Origin of the sequence: Flavobacterium sp. 2755, assembly GCF_031455715.1 — a bacterium.
GTDB lineage: Bacteria > Bacteroidota > Bacteroidia > Flavobacteriales > Flavobacteriaceae > Flavobacterium.
Map to the genome: position 1 here is coordinate 245,727 of NZ_JAVDTG010000002.1, position 15,595 is coordinate 261,321.

Consider the following 15,595-nt stretch of genomic DNA (forward strand, 5'->3'; position numbering starts at 1 on the left):
TTTACAAATCAAATCCTAAATTCACGCCTAATTTCATGGCAATAATTTTAGTAATTCTTTGTTTTAATTCCGGTATTTTAATGCTTTCGATAACGGCATTTGAGAATGCGTACATCAATAAAGCTTTAGCTTCTTTTTGAGGGATTCCACGAGACTGCATATAGAACATTGCTGTTTCATCAAGCTGTCCAACAGTACAACCGTGCGAACATTTTACGTCATCTGCAAAAATCTCTAATTGTGGTTTTGCATTGATAGTTGCTTTGTCACTCAATAAAATGTTATTGCTTTTTTGGAAAGCATTTGTTTTTTGAGCTTCTTTTTCTACCAAAACTTTTCCGTTGAAAACTCCTGTCGAACGATCAGAGAAAATTCCTTTATAATCCTGGAAACTTTCGCAGTTTGGAGTTGCGTGGTTTACCAAAGTATAATGATCAACGTGTTGCTTGTCATTTAGAATTGAAATTCCGTTTAACGTACTTGTCAATCTTTCGCCAAAATGGTAAAAGTTTAAGTTGTTACGAGTTAAATTTCCACCAAAAGAGAAAGTGTGCACATAAGCATGACTTTCCTGTTGTTGCGAAACGTAAGTGTTGTCAATTAAATTGGCTTCACTATTGTCGTTTTGAATTTTGTAATAATCAACAATTGCACATTTTTGAGCAAAAATCTCTGTAACCGAATTGGTTAAAACCGGATTTTCATTCAAACTTTGGTGACGCTCGATAATTTGAACATGTGAATTCTCACCCACAATTACCAAATTTCTTGGCTGAACCATTAATGCCGCTTCATTTCCAGTTGAGAAATACATAATCTCAATTGGTTTATCTGCTACTTTTTTCTTCGGAATATTGATAAAAGCACCTTCGCTCGCAAAAGCAGTATTCAATGAAGTCAAGCTGTCATCTTTACTTGCAATTTGATTAAAGTAGGTATCAATAATCATTTTATATTTTGGTTTGGTTAATGCCGATGACATTAAGCAAACGTCGATTCCGTCGTGCGTTGTAGAAGACAAATGTGAACTAAAAACACCATCAACAAATACTAATTTATAAGTATCTATTTCGTGTAAAAAGTATTTTTTTACCTGATTAAATTCGATTGCATTTTCTTCCTTTGGAAAAACCGTAAAGTCATTTTTTAAGATGGCATTTAGCGATGTATATTTCCAAGCTTCTTCTTTTTTGGTTGGGAAACCTTTATTTTCGAAGTTTTTTAAAGCATTTGTGCGTATGTCATGTAAATCTGAATGTACATCGACACGCTCTTCAAAAGCCATAAAAGACGATACTAATTTTTCTTTTAAATCCATTTCTTTAGTTATAAGTTATGAGTTATAAGTTATGAGTTTTGTAAACTGTTAACTGTAACTGTAAACTAGTTTTCTGCCTTGATCCAGTCGTATCCTTTTTCCTCAAGCTCGTAAGCCAATTCTTTCCCGCCAGACTTTACAATTCTTCCGTTGTAAAGAACGTGAACGAAATCAGGAACGATATAATCTAGCAAACGTTGGTAGTGCGTGATAACGATAATAGCGTTTTTGTCGCTTTTTAATTTGTTTACACCATTAGCCACAATTCTCAAAGCATCGATATCAAGACCAGAATCGGTTTCGTCAAGGATAGCTAATTTTGGTTCTAACATTGCCATTTGGAAAATCTCGTTTCTTTTTTTCTCTCCTCCAGAAAAACCTTCGTTTAAAGAACGAGATAAAAATTTACGATCAATTTCTAATAATTCAGATTTCTCACGAATTACTTTCAACATTTCGTTTGCCGGCATTTCTTCTTGTCCGTTTGCTTTACGAGTTTCGTTGATTGCTGTTTTCATAAAGTTAGTAACACTAACTCCAGGAATTTCTACAGGATATTGAAACGAAAGGAAAACTCCTTTGTGTGCTCTTTCTTCTGGAGCTAAATCAGCAAGATCTTCTCCGTCAAGGAAAACTTCTCCGTCAGTAACTTCGTAGTTTTCATTTCCTGCAATAACCGCAGAAAGTGTACTTTTTCCAGAACCGTTTGGTCCCATGATAGCGTGTACTTCGCCAGCTTTAACTTCTATATTAATTCCTTTCAGGATTTCTTTATCACCAATTGAGGCGTGAAGGTTTTTTATTGATAACATTGTTTTTTTATTTTATATAAATGTCAATTCTATTTTTGTTTGTTGGTTTAGGATATTGGCATTAAAATGCGCGTGTCCTAAATATTCCATGCCTAAATAATCGGCTGATTTTTTGAACGGGATGTAAAAACTGTCTTCGATTTCATTATCGTGTGAATTTGTAATCACTCCAATTTTCTTTCCTCTTAGTTTTCTTCCGGTTTCTTTTTCAATTCGGATTAAATCTGAAATCCTATCGAAAAAGACCTTCATAATACCGCTCATATTGTACCAATAAACCGGCGTTGCAAAAAGTAAAGTGTCGTAATCTTCCAATATTCTTCTTATTAAAGGAAGAAAATCATCGTCTATATTTTTGCTTTCGTAATCATAATACGAAATATTGTAATCACTTAGATTCACTACATCGATGTGATGCTCCTTAGAAATTTCATCCACAATTTTCGTTGTGTTTCCGTTTTTTCTGGAAGAACCTAAAATGATGACTTTTTTATTTTCCATCTTTAAATTATCCTACAGAACCTTCTAAAGAAATCTCTAATAATTTTTGCGCTTCAACTGCAAATTCCATTGGCAATTTGTTCAATACATCTTTACTGAAACCGTTTACAATTAAGGCAATCGCTTTTTCAGTCGGGATACCTCTTTGGTTGCAATAGAAAACCTGATCTTCTCCAATTTTACTTGTCGTTGCTTCGTGCTCAATTTTAGCAGACGGATTTTTACTTTCGATATAAGGGAAAGTATGTGCTCCACAATTGTTTCCCATTAAAAGAGAATCACATTGAGAAAAGTTTCTTGCATTCTCAGCTCTTGGACTAATTTGGACTAATCCACGGTAACTGTTTTGTGATTTACCAGCCGAAATACCTTTAGAAATAATAGTCGATTTAGTGTTTTTTCCTAAATGGATCATTTTAGTTCCTGTATCTGCTTGTTGGTAATTATTAGTAACGGCTATAGAATAAAATTCACCTACCGAATTATCTCCTTTAAGTACGCAAGAAGGATATTTCCAAGTTACAGCAGAACCAGTTTCAACCTGTGTCCAGGAAATTTTAGCGTTTGTTTCGCATAAACCTCTTTTGGTTACGAAGTTGTAAACTCCTCCTTTTCCTTCTTTATTTCCTGGGAACCAGTTTTGAACGGTAGAATATTTAATTTCAGCATCGTCAAGAGCAATTAATTCAACCACAGCAGCGTGTAATTGATTTTCGTCACGACTTGGAGCTGTACATCCTTCAAGGTAAGAAACATAACTTCCTTCATCTGCAATAACCAAAGTTCTTTCGAATTGTCCGGTTCCTGCCTGATTGATTCTGAAATAAGTTGAAAGTTCCATTGGGCAGCGAACACCTTTTGGAATATAACAGAAACTTCCGTCAGAGAAAACCGCTGAGTTTAATGCTGCGTAGAAGTTGTCTTTTTGAGGTACAACAGTTCCTAAATATTTTTTTACTAATTCAGGATGTTCTTTGATAGCTTCAGAAATTGGACAGAAAATAATTCCTTTTTCTGCCAATGTTTTCTTGAAAGTTGTTGCTACAGAAACAGAATCGACAACAATATCCATAGCGACATTGTTCATCATTTTTTGCTCATCAACAGAAATTCCAAGTTTTTTGTACATCTCTAACAGTTCCGGATCAACATCGTCCAGAGTTTTATTAGGATCTACTTGTTTTGGAGCTGAATAATAAGAAATTGCCTGGAAATCTGGTTTTTCGTAACGTACGTTTGCCCATTCCGGCTCAATCATTTCTTTCCACGCGCGAAAAGCCTCGATGCGCCATTCGGTCATCCATTCAGGTTCTTCTTTTTTAAGCGAAATAGCTCTTACAATTTCTTCGTTTAAGCCAATAGGGAAAGTTTCAGATTCTATATTAGTATAAAATCCGTATTCATATTCTTTGGTTTCGAGTTCGATTTTTAAATCGTCTTCTGTGTATTTACTCATTATTTTTTATTGTCTAATAGTTTTAAAGTCCAAAGTTTGAAGTCAATTTAGTCTTTATGACTTTACGATTTTCGGCTTTTGACTAAAGAGAGAATGATTCGCCGCAGCCACAAGTTCTGCTTGCATTTGGATTATTGAAAACGAAACCTTTTCCGTTTAATCCGCCAGAAAATTCTAAAATTGTTCCGGCTAAATATAGGAATGATTTTTTTTCAACTGCAATTTGTATATCATTGTCTACGAATATTTTATCATCATCGCCTTTGGTTTTATCAAACTTTAAATCATAAGACAAACCAGAGCATCCACCACTTTTTACACCTACTCTTACGTAGTCGCTTGCGGCGTCAAAACCATCATCTGTCATCAAATCGATGATTTTCTTTTTGGCTGTATCAGAAACCTTTATCATTGTTTATGGTATTTGTTTTTAAAAGATCATTTTAATCTGCATTTAAATAGTAATCAAATTATTACATAAAATTTAAATGCCAATTTCAACGTTCAAATGAAATTGTCTGCAAAGATACGACTTAAAAACCTTTTTCCATAACGGTTCACATTATTATAACAAATGTTAAAATAGACAGAAGTTATTTTGGCATAAAAGCTCTTTATTGAGTGACTTTTATTTTACAAGGGATTTTGTTTTTGAACGAAAAGTCAGATGATTCTGTAAAATACTGGTTTACTGTGTTTTAAGTTATTGTAAATAAGCGAAAAAACCGTATTTCTACTTGTTTAGTCGAATAAAATAATGGTATTTTTGCAATAAATTGTGATGAATGATGAAGAAAAATTACACAAACGAATGGATCAGGGCACTTTTAGCAATATTCTTTATTTTTGGAATAGGTGCTACTTTTTATATATTCAGTAAAGAATTAAAAGACGAGGCAGACAAGGAAGAAGCAAGTAATAAAAAAATTAAACTTGTCAACAACAATAAGGAATACATTGCTCAAAAAAGTATTCTTGATTCTTTGAATGTTTTGAAATTAGAATATGATGTTGCAATTTTAGAAAAAACGGCTCTTTCGCAGCAATTGGTATTTGAAAAGAAAAATGTCGAAAATTTAATGGAAATTATAAAAGCTTCGGAAAACCCTTCGAATAATCAAATTCAAATTTTTAGAAAACAACTTTCAGATATGCAGACAGCATTGGCATCTAAAGTTGCAGAAATAAAAAACCTCAAATCTCAAAATAAAAGCCTGCTTACTGAAATTGAGTCTCAGAATGTTGTTATGTACAAGCAAAAGGCAGAAAATGATACTTTAATTTTAAAGCAGAAAAAATTAGAATCAACAATAAAAGATGCTTCTAAACTAGTTCTAAATAATTTTAAAGTGATTGCCCTTCGTGAAAAAAAATCAGGAAAAGAGCAGGAAACAGATAGAGCAAAAAGTACTAATAAATTAAAAGTAAGTTTTTCGGTTAACGGAAATGCTGTTGCCAAAACAGGAAAAAAGGTGTTTTATATTCAGGTTTTAGACCAAAAAAATACTGTTCTTGGTGAAAATAAATTAATAGAATTTGGAAACGATAAAGCTTTGGTTTACAGTTTTATTGTGGCCGCAGATTTTCAGGGAAAAGCTTTAAATCTTTACGGAATTTTAAATTCTGATGAAAATCCATTTAAAAAAGGAACTTATTTTGTCAACTTCTTCGACAAACAAGAAATAATGGGAAGTGCTTCAATTACTTTGGAATAAAAATATTTTTTTAGCCCACTGATTTAACTGATCTAACAGGTTTACACAGAGCACTTTTAATTAATGCAATCTAATTATTAAAAATAAAAACACGGCGAAAACCCGTTGAATCCGTAAAATCTGTGGGCAATGTATATTTGTGAGAGAAACATTATTTTAAGAATGCCTAGCAAAAGGAATTTGGATTTCCTAGCTTTGTTTTCAATATTAGAAATGTACTCTTATGAAACTTTACCCAATAGAATCCGGAAATTTTAAATTAGATGGCGGCGCTATGTTTGGCGTTGTTCCTAAAACTATTTGGAATAAAACCAATCCGGCCGACGAAAATAACCTTATTGATATCGCAGCACGCTGTTTACTTATTGAAGATGGAAACCGCCTGATTTTGATTGATACCGGAATGGGAGATAAGCAATCGGAGAAATTCTTTGGTTATTATTCACTTTGGGGATCTCATTCTATTGATAAATCATTGGCTAAATATGGTTTTCACCGAGATGATATTACCGATGTTTTTATGACGCACTTACATTTTGATCATTGCGGCGGAAGTGTTCAGTGGAATTCTGATAAAACTTTTTATGAGCCGGCTTTTAAAAATGCAAAATTCTGGACAAATGAAAATCATTGGAATTGGGCAACAAAACCTAATCCTCGTGAAAAAGCTTCTTTCTTAACAGAAAATATTATCCCAATGCAGGAAAGCGGACAATTGAATTTTGTTGAAAGACCGGAAAGTGATTTTGGTTTTTCAAATGAATTAGGTTTCGGAATTTTCTATGTAGATGGTCATACCGAAAAACAAATGATTCCGCACATTCAATATCAGGATAAAACGGTAGTTTTTTGTGCCGATTTATTGGCAACAGCCGGACATCTTCCGCTTCCATATGTTATGGGTTACGATACAAGACCTTTGTTGACAATGCCGGAAAAAGCTAAATTTTTAAATGCTGCGGCAGATAATAATTATTATCTTTTTTTGGAACACGATGCTCACAATCAAATTATAACAGTCGAACATACAGAAAAAGGAGTGAGACTAAAAGAGGTTTTTACTTGCGAAGATATCTTCTAAAAAACATAAAAAAATCCCATTTTCAACTTAATGAAAATGGGATTTTTTAATTGAACTAAATTGTATTGTTTATTCCAGGATTATTTTTTTTGCAGAAGCAGTGTCCTGATTGATTAAATATATGTAGTAAACTCCTTTTGGTAAACCGCTTAAATTGATTGAATGATTTAAATCTGCAGAATTTAAGCTAAACGATTTTACTAATTGCCCTAAAGAATTATAAACATTAGCTTTTTCTAAGTTTACATTATTAATAGTCAATTCGCCTTTTGTTGGGTTTGGATATATATTTACCTTCTCAAAAACAGATGCTTCCAAGCCTAAAGTTTTGTTGCAATCTTCAGAAAAAGTTGTGACAGCTGGATTTATTGCCCCTTTCCAATTAGCATTAGTATACGCAACATCATCAACTTGAATGCATTTTAAGTTAGGATTTTGAAGAGAAAGCGCAAGGATGTTTTTGTTGTGGCCACTTTTTAGATCTATGCTTATTAAATTCTGATTGTTACTGCAATTTAAATTATTTAATAAGGTATTTTTAGAAAGATCTAATGTTTTTATGTTGCTTCTGGAGCATGTTAAACTTTTTAATAAAGTATTGTTTGAAACATCCAGTGTACTTAAGCCTGTTATAAAAAATGAATAATAAGAAAGCTCAATTAATTTTGTATTTTTAGAAAGATCTATAGTTGTAATTTCATTGTCACCAATATATAATGATTCTAATGATACGAAACCTTGAATCCCTGTTAAATCTTTAATGCCACTAGTGCCAAGATGTAATGATGTTATAGAAGAGATCTTAGAAGTTAGTACTTGTCCGTCAGGATTGCCTGAGTCAATGTCCAGAGCGATTAATTTGTTTTCAAAAGCAACGTCTGGAATTTGGGTGTATTCTTCAGAAATAGCATCGGTGTAAACCTGAACATCATCAATTAAAATATCAAAAACAGCACTGTCAAAACTAAACATGGAAATTGACAGATCATAAGAAAGATCCGAATCAGGTGTAAAAGTTGTTTCTTTTTGTGTCCATGAATTATTAGATGCAAAAGAGCTGCCTGACATACTTGTCGCACTTCCATCCTTAGAAATTTTTAGCGAAATAGGATGATCACCACCATAATTATTGCTAAGGTATTTGTACTTATATTTCACTGTATAAGTAATACCTGCTTTCATTGGCACCTGAGCAATGATTTTTGCAGAAGCAGTGGTAAAAGATAATTTTGCACTATACTGTCCAGTTGCAGCATCAGAGCTTGAAACAACATTATTAGAAATGGCCCAGTTATCAGGCGTTCCTCCGGTCCAGTTTTCGAATCCTCCGTTTGGGACTAAATTTGTCTGTGCATAAATAGAAAAATTTGCTAAAAATAGCAATAAGAGTAGTTTTGTTTTCATAGGCTGATTAATTATTGTTATGCAAGGGTATAAAATATAAACGAGATTTCTTTACGTCTTTCCGTAAAGCGACTATATATCTTTAATGAAATAAAATCCCATTTTCAACTTAATGAAAATGGGATTTTTAGTATAACTAAAGTGAAATATTATTCCACGATTATTTTTTTTGCAGAAGCAGCGTCCTGATTGATTAAATATACGTAGTAAACACCTTTTGGTAAACCGCTTAGATTGATTGAATGATTTACATCGGCAGAATTTAAAGTAAATGACTTAACTAATTGCCCTAATGAATTGTAAACATTCGCTTTTTCTAAGCTTACATTTTTAATATTCAATTCACCTTTTGTTGGGTTTGGATAAATTGCTGCTTTATTAAATACAGAATCTTCAAGTCCTAATGTGCAAGTTTCAGAATAAACTGTAGTGCTTTCTTTAATCTTAGACCAATTTGCATTTGCGTATGCAGCATTGTCAACTTTTATACAACCAAGTTTGCTATTTTGCAAGAAGCTTGTATAAAGACCAGCAGCAGCTTTTTTACCATTTTCTGAAGGCAGAACAAAGTTTTCATTATTGCCATTTTGAACATTCAAGGACGTCAATGGGTTTAGAACCAAATAAATGATAGTTAAATTTGGGTTTTTAGATAAATCCAAAGTTGTTAACTGATTTGATGAGGAATTTAAAGTTTTTAGTAAAACATTATTACTTAGATCCAAAGTCGTTATTTTATTGTTGCTACAATCTAAATATGTAAGTAAAGTAAATTTTTCAATTCCTGTTAAATCAAAAATATTACTGTTAGAAAGATCTAAATTAGTAATTGAAATGATGTTTAACGTTTCAATTTTTCCATTAAAACCATCCGTATCAATCTTCAAATCAATTAGTTTTTTCTCGAAATTCGAATCAGGAATTAAAGTATAAGCAGCACAATTTGTGTTGTAAGCCGCTGATGAGTCTTTAAGATTTGACCAATTATCTGTTGAAAAAATGGCATCATCAACCTGAATGCAGGTTAAGTTTGGATTAACTCTAAAATTTGATTGTGAGAAAGAACGATTATTTCCATTTTTCAAATTCAGAAATTCTAATTGATTTCCTGAACAATCTAAAGTAATTAAGGCAGGATTTTTAGAAATATCCAAGTTTTTCAAATCATTTTTATAACAAATTAAAGAGGTAAGTGATGTGCATTTTGAGACATCTATAACTGCTAATTTATTTCCTCTACAGTCTACGGTTTGAAGTTTGGTATTTTTTGACAAATCTAAATTTCTTAAAACGTTCGAACTGCAATCTAAAGTTGTCAGGAAAATGTTTTTGGAAAGATCTAAATATGATAGCTGGGTTGAATTACAATCTAATGAAATTAAAGCGGTATTTGCTGTAAAATCTATTTGATTCAAAGCATAATTGTTTTTGATTGTCAGCGATGTCAATTTGATGTTTTTAGAAAGGTCAATTGTGCTCAATTTATTTGATGAACAATTCAAAGATTCTAAATTTGTAAAATCTTGAATACCGGTTAGGTCAGAAATAGAACTAGAAGAAACATTTAATGAAATTAGGCTATCTATACTTGAAGTAAGTACTTTTCCATTTATTCCATCAGTATCAATTCCTAAATTAATTAGTTTTTTTTCAAAATTAACATCAGGGATTAATGTATAAGCTTTCTCACAAGGAATTTCGCTGTAAACTGCAGTATTATCTTTGCTTGTTTTCCAGTTATAACTTGAAAATATGGCATTATCAACAAGTATGCAAGTTAAATTTGGGTTTAACGTAAAATTAGTATCGTATAAAGAAATGTTGTTTCCATTTTTTAAATTTAGATTTTCAAGCTTATTAGAGTTGCAATATAAAGTACCAAATTCTTTATTTTTGGTTATATCCAAATCTTTTAACTGATTGTTATCACAGCGTAAATGTTTCAAAGCTGTATTGTTAGAAATATCTAAACTTGTTAATTGATTTTGACTGCAAAGAAGCTCGGTTAGTAAAGTATTTTTTGAAACATCCAGATTTGTCAATTGGTTTTTCCCACAGTAAAGAGAAGTTAATAACAGGTTTTTAGAAACATCTAGGCTTGTTAGATTGTTGTCTTCACAATTTAAAGATTCAAGATTTTTAAAATCCTGTATACCAGTTAAGTCAGAAATAGAACTCGAAAAAATATGTAAAAAAGTAATTGATGCAATACTTTTGGTTAGTACTTTTCCATTTTTCCCATCAGTATCAATCTCATTTTTTATTAGTATATCTTCAAAATTAGAATCAGGAATCAAGGTAAAAGCAGTATCACAAAAAGTGTCAGAATAAGTTGCTTGTGTGTCTTTGCTCCATGAGGTATAATTAGCATACGAGTACGCAGCATTATCCACCAGAATACAATAAAGATTAGGATTATATGCAAAGTAAGCTCTCAATAAACTTTTATTACTTCCGTTTTTTGCATTTACAGATTCCAGATCATTAGTGTTGCATTCTAGAATTGTCAGAGCGTTATTTTTAGTAATATCTAAGTTTTTTAATTTATTATTAGAACAGATTAATTGTTTTAAGTTAAGATTCTCAGAGACATTTAGTATCTCAATTTTGTTAAACTTGCACAGAAACCATGTTAATGAGTAATTTTTTGAAATATCAAGGCTTGTAAGTTGATTTGTTGAACAGTCTAAATTAACCAAAGCAGTGTTTTGACTAACATCTAAGGCTGTTAATTGATTTTGAGAGCAATTTAGATAAGTTAATAGACTATTTTTTGATACATTTAAATTTGTTATCTTATTTCTGTCACAAGATAAAATCTGTAACGTCGCATTTGAAGAAAAATCAAGATTTGTAAAAAGATTAGAATAGCAAGTTACATTTGTTAAACCTGTGTTTTTTGAAAGATCAATATTTGTCAGCTTATTCATTGGCATGCTCAATTCTTTTAAATTGGTGTTTTTTGACAAATCTAAAGTTGTTAGATTATTGCCTCCACAATTTAAAATTTCTAAATCTTTAAAACTTTGAATTCCTGTTAAATCAGCTATTGAGCTACTTGCCACATTTAAAGAAGTTACACCTAAGACACTTGATATGGCGATTTGACCATTTTTGCCATCTTTATCAATACCTAGTCTAATTAATTTGTCTTCAAAATAAGCATCAGGAATTAAAATTGAACAAGTAACTTCATTATAACTAGCAATATCCTCTTTTGCACTAGCCCAATTTGTATCAGAATAAGAAGCGTTGTCAACTAAAATACAAGTCAGTTTTGGATTGTTTTTGAAATCGGGTTCGATTAAAAGATTGTTTTTCCCATTTTTCAAATTCAGATATTCAAGTTTATTCCTACTACAATTTAAATTGATAAGAGTAGTATTTTTTGAAAAATCCAAAAATGCGAATTGATTTGCTCCACAATCTAAAGTTGTTAAGGCAGTATTTTTAGAAATATCTAGTGTTTTTAATTGATTTCCATTAAAATTAAAACTAACTAGTTTTGTGTTTTTTGATACATCAATCGTAAGAAGTTGATTGCTTGCACAATTGAAGTTAACAAGATTAATGTTGTTAGAAATATTTATAGAAGATAAATTATTATTGCTTACAATTAAATCTGTTAATAAAGTGTTTTTAGAAAGATTTAGTATCGTTAAAGCATTTTTATCGGCATCTAAATATGTCAGATCATAATTTTGTGAAAGATTTAAGCTGGTTATTCTGTTTTCGAAACATATTAGCTCTTTTAGCGAGGTAAAATTTTCAATTCCCCTTAAATCTGTGATTGAACTTGCAGATACATCCAAAGTAGTTATTGCGCTAATGTTTGCGGTTAACACTTTTCCATCGATATTGCCGGAATCAATTCCAAGAGCAATTAATTTAGATTCAAATTTATTATCAGGAATTAAAGTATAAACATCACAAGTTGAATGGTTAAAGCTTGCCGAAGCATCTTTTTTAGTTGCCCAGTTTGTGTCAGAATAGGCTTTATTATCTACTAAAATACAGTTTAAAGATGGATTTGTTCTTAAATCAAGAGTGGTTAAAATGTTATTATTGTTATTTTTTAAATTTAAACTCGTCAGGTTATTATTTGAACAGTTTAAACTTTTTAAAGAAGAATTTAAGCTAAAATCTAATTGTGTTATCTGATTAAAAGCACTCGAAAAATTAGCCAATGCTAAATTTTTTGACGTATCAAGCCCTGTCAATTGGTTAGAATCAACTTTTAGATCAGTCAGAGCAGTATTATTTTTAATATTTAGATTTGTTAATTTATTTGATGACACATCTACATTAAACAACTTTAAATTTTTAGAAAGATCTATATTTGTTAATTGATTAGATGGACAATATAAAATTTTTAAATTAACAAAACCTTCAATTCCTGTTAAATCGGTAATAAAGCTAGACGCTATATTAAGTTGTGCAACTCTGGAAATATTAAATGTAAGTACTTTTCCGTTTTTTCCATCTTTGTCAAAGCCCTCAGCAATTAGTTTATCTTCAAAATTTGGATCTGGAATCAAAGTATAACCATAACAATTATTACTGAAAACAGAGGTTGCATCTTTTAAACTTAACCAATAACGATCAGAATATTCTGGATCATCTACCTGAACACATTTAAGACCATCATTTCTTTTAATATTGAAAACAGTAAAATTGATATTATTACCGTTTTTTAAATTTAAGGAATTCAGAGAACCATCATTACATTTGAACGAAGTTAATTTTGGGCAATTTGAAATGTCTAGACTTTTGATGCCTGAACCGGAACAATCTAAACTAAGCAATTCCGTGTTTTTAGAAAGATCTAAAACGGTTAATGCACCGTTTGAACAGCTTAAGCTTTTCAATTTTGTATTATTCGTTACATCTAAAGTTGTTATTGGATTAAAAGTGCTGTAAAAATCGATTAATAAAACATTTTTAGAAATATCTATACTTGCAAGTTTATTAAAACCGCAATAAAAGGTTTTTAACGCGGTATTGTTTGTAACATCTAAACTAACCAATTCATTTCTTTGAATATCTAACAAATCTAATTTAATATTCTTTGAGAGATCAATTGTTGTTAATTTGTTATTGGAAAGACCCAAAAAAGTCAAAGCTGTTAATTTTGTAATATCTAATGTCGTAATATAATTATTACTGCATATAAGTTTTTCTAAACTAACAAAGTCTTGAATTCCAGTTAAATCATTGATTGAACTGCCTCCTACATCTAAAACAGTTAATTTGGAAATTTTAGATGTAAGAACTCGTCCGTCAATGACACCAGAATCTATTCCTGATGCAATTAATTTTTTTTCAAAATTAATATCAGGAATTGAAGTATATTGTGCATAAATTGAAAAATTGATTAAAAAAAATAGTAAAAGTAGTTTTGTTTTCATTGGCAGAGCTAAATGTTTTGACGGCACAATAATACGATAATCATTTCAGATTTTATTACGGGAAGCCGTATTAAAAAAAATATTGAATGAGTAATAAATATCTTATCAGAAGGAAATTATTTTTTTTAAAAACAGACATAATTTCATAACACAGTGTTAACAGTTAGCTTTTTGTAACAAAAAAGCATAATTTAGGCGCATCTTTTAACTTTACAATTATATTCTAGATACATGAGTCATATAAAACCTCTCAAATTATCTGCTTTTGCATTACTTGTTTTAGCAGGTTGCAGCGCTACTTTACAAGCGCAAGTTTCAACTTCTAAAGAATTTATTACAGCGCCTCAAGCAGTTGTAAAAAAAGCTCCGGTTAGTGAAAATGAATTAAAAAGATGGAGTCATCTTGATTTAATAAAAGATTCTATTCCGGGAATGAGTGTTGATAAGGCTTACGCCGAATTACTTCAGGGAAAAACAGGTAAAAAAGTTATTGTAGGAATTGTTGATTCTGGTGTTGATATTGAGCACGAAGATCTTAAAGGAATGATTTGGACTAATCCAAAAGAAATTCCAGGAAACGGAATCGACGACGATAAAAACGGATTCATTGATGATGTTCACGGATGGAATTTCCTTGGAAATGCTGTTGCCGAAAATCTTGAAATGACCCGTATCATTAAAAAGAAAGACGACGGTTCTGCAGAATATAAACAAGCTTTAGAACAATATACTAAAAAATATGAAGAAGCTTTAAAGGATAAAGAACAAGTAGATTTTTTACTGGATGTTCATGCAACAATCAAAAAAGAGCTTAATAAAACAACATACAAAATTGAAGATTTAGCAGCGATTACTTCTACAGATCCAAAAGTGGCAAGAAGTAAAATGATTATGACTCAAATTTTTACAAATGCAGGACCAACTTTTGATCCTGAAGCTGATTTTGAAGAATACAGAGAACAAGTTTACGATCAGTTAAACTATAACTTAAACAAAGAGTTTGACGGAAGAAAAGTGGTAGGCGATAATCCAGAAGACATTAAAAACAACCATTATGGAAATAATATTGTTTTTGGTCCGGACAAAGAAAAAGCACTTCACGGAACTCACGTTGCCGGAATCATTGCGCAGGTTCGCGGTAATAATTTAGGTGGAGACGGAGTAGCAAACAATGTTGAAATCTTAACAGTAAGAGCAGTTCCAGATGGGGATGAATATGATAAAGATATCGCTCTTGCAATTCGTTATGCGGTTGATAATGGTGCAAAAGTAATCAACGGAAGTTTTGGAAAAAGCTTCTCTCCACACAAACAATGGGTTTACGATGCGATTAAATATGCAGCAAAAAAAGACGTTTTAATTGTTCACGCAGCAGGTAACGATGGTTACAATATTGACGAAACAAAAAACATCAATTATCCAAACGATTCTCAGGACAATATCAAGGAATTTGCAGATAACGTTATCACAATTGGAGCAATTAACAAACAATATGGAGAAACTGTCGTGGCAGGATTTTCAAACTTCGGAAAAATAAATGTAGACGTTTTTGCTCCGGGTGAAGAAATTTATGCAACTGTTCCAAACAACAAATACAAATACTTACAGGGAACTTCAATGGCGTCTCCAAATGCGGCAGGTGTTGCAGCTTTGATTCGTTCTTATTATCCAAAATTAAAAGCTTCTCAGGTTAAGAAAATTTTAATGGATTCTGGTGTTGCACTTCCTGCAAATGTAGTTCTTGGCACAAGCGAAAATCCAAATGAAAAACCAGTTGCAGTTTCTTCTGCAGAATCATCAAAAACAGCAAAAATGGTAAATGCTTATAACGCTTTATTAATGGCTGAAAAAATGTCGAAGAAATAAACAATATATAGAATACTAATCCAATGGAAGAGCC

Annotated in this window: 10 protein-coding genes; 3 read left to right on the top strand and 7 right to left on the bottom strand. The window is 31.4% G+C overall.

Features of this window, described 5'->3' with window-relative positions:
- Window position 1: 1 nt before the first annotated feature.
- From sufD to J2Y38_RS04905, 5 genes are all read right to left on the bottom strand, one after another.
- A complete protein-coding gene (sufD, locus tag J2Y38_RS04885; protein ID WP_309840102.1) occupies window positions 2-1,318 on the bottom strand; it encodes a Fe-S cluster assembly protein SufD in 1,317 nt (438 codons plus the stop codon).
- Between the two features lie 65 nt (window positions 1,319-1,383).
- A complete protein-coding gene (sufC, locus tag J2Y38_RS04890) occupies window positions 1,384-2,130 on the bottom strand; it encodes a Fe-S cluster assembly ATPase SufC (RefSeq protein ID WP_089053659.1) in 747 nt (248 codons plus the stop codon).
- A 12-nt stretch (window positions 2,131-2,142) separates the two neighbouring features.
- On the bottom strand, window positions 2,143-2,631 hold the full coding sequence (locus J2Y38_RS04895; protein WP_309840105.1) for a flavodoxin family protein: 489 nt from the start codon (window positions 2,629-2,631) through the stop codon (window positions 2,143-2,145).
- 7 nt (window positions 2,632-2,638) lie between these two features.
- Window positions 2,639-4,087 (bottom strand): Fe-S cluster assembly protein SufB, encoded by a 1,449-nt coding sequence (sufB, locus tag J2Y38_RS04900; RefSeq protein ID WP_053472855.1) that lies wholly within the window; start codon window positions 4,085-4,087, stop codon window positions 2,639-2,641.
- Between the two features lie 82 nt (window positions 4,088-4,169).
- The gene (locus J2Y38_RS04905) at window positions 4,170-4,499 is read right to left on the bottom strand and encodes an iron-sulfur cluster assembly accessory protein (RefSeq protein WP_068841559.1); all 330 of its coding nucleotides are present in this window, start codon (window positions 4,497-4,499) and stop codon (window positions 4,170-4,172) included.
- Window positions 4,500-4,872: 373 nt separating this feature from the next.
- Here J2Y38_RS04905 and J2Y38_RS04910 point away from each other — a divergent pair, with 373 nt between their 5' ends.
- Together J2Y38_RS04910 and J2Y38_RS04915 are read left to right on the top strand one after the other, a co-directional pair.
- Complete coding sequence (locus J2Y38_RS04910) at window positions 4,873-5,802, top strand: hypothetical protein (RefSeq protein ID WP_309840109.1); 930 nt, start codon at window positions 4,873-4,875, stop codon at window positions 5,800-5,802.
- 223 nt (window positions 5,803-6,025) lie between these two features.
- Window positions 6,026-6,883: an MBL fold metallo-hydrolase gene (locus J2Y38_RS04915; RefSeq protein ID WP_309840110.1), complete on the top strand. Its 858-nt coding sequence runs from the start codon at window positions 6,026-6,028 to the stop codon at window positions 6,881-6,883.
- A gap of 69 nt (window positions 6,884-6,952) precedes the next feature.
- Here the strand turns inward: J2Y38_RS04915 and J2Y38_RS04920 are convergent, their stop codons facing one another.
- Both J2Y38_RS04920 and J2Y38_RS04925 read right to left on the bottom strand, forming a co-directional pair.
- The gene (locus J2Y38_RS04920) at window positions 6,953-8,287 is read right to left on the bottom strand and encodes a T9SS type A sorting domain-containing protein (protein ID WP_309840112.1); all 1,335 of its coding nucleotides are present in this window, start codon (window positions 8,285-8,287) and stop codon (window positions 6,953-6,955) included.
- Window positions 8,288-8,436: 149 nt separating this feature from the next.
- Window positions 8,437-13,695, bottom strand: coding sequence for a T9SS type A sorting domain-containing protein (locus J2Y38_RS04925; RefSeq protein WP_309840114.1), 5,259 nt, complete (start codon window positions 13,693-13,695; stop codon window positions 8,437-8,439).
- Between the two features lie 231 nt (window positions 13,696-13,926).
- Here J2Y38_RS04925 and J2Y38_RS04930 point away from each other — a divergent pair, with 231 nt between their 5' ends.
- The gene (locus J2Y38_RS04930; RefSeq protein ID WP_309840116.1) at window positions 13,927-15,561 is read left to right on the top strand and encodes a S8 family peptidase; all 1,635 of its coding nucleotides are present in this window, start codon (window positions 13,927-13,929) and stop codon (window positions 15,559-15,561) included.
- The last annotated feature ends 34 nt before the right edge of the window (window positions 15,562-15,595 follow it).

Bases quoted from the DNA above. Each gene is read 5' to 3' on its own strand.
- J2Y38_RS04930 (WP_309840116.1), top strand. From the start codon at position 13,927: ATGAGTCATATAAAACCTCTCAAATTATCTGCTTTTGCATTACTTGTT.
- J2Y38_RS04920 (WP_309840112.1), bottom strand. From the start codon at position 8,287: ATGAAAACAAAACTACTCTTATTGCTATTTTTAGCAAATTTTTCTATT.
- J2Y38_RS04895 (WP_309840105.1), bottom strand. From the start codon at position 2,631: ATGGAAAATAAAAAAGTCATCATTTTAGGTTCTTCCAGAAAAAACGGA.
- sufD (WP_309840102.1), bottom strand. From the start codon at position 1,318: ATGGATTTAAAAGAAAAATTAGTATCGTCTTTTATGGCTTTTGAAGAG.
- J2Y38_RS04925 (WP_309840114.1), bottom strand. From the start codon at position 13,695: ATGAAAACAAAACTACTTTTACTATTTTTTTTAATCAATTTTTCAATT.
- sufC (WP_089053659.1), bottom strand. From the start codon at position 2,130: ATGTTATCAATAAAAAACCTTCACGCCTCAATTGGTGATAAAGAAATC.
- J2Y38_RS04910 (WP_309840109.1), top strand. From the start codon at position 4,873: ATGATGAAGAAAAATTACACAAACGAATGGATCAGGGCACTTTTAGCA.
- J2Y38_RS04905 (WP_068841559.1), bottom strand. From the start codon at position 4,499: ATGATAAAGGTTTCTGATACAGCCAAAAAGAAAATCATCGATTTGATG.
- J2Y38_RS04915 (WP_309840110.1), top strand. From the start codon at position 6,026: ATGAAACTTTACCCAATAGAATCCGGAAATTTTAAATTAGATGGCGGC.
- sufB (WP_053472855.1), bottom strand. From the start codon at position 4,087: ATGAGTAAATACACAGAAGACGATTTAAAAATCGAACTCGAAACCAAA.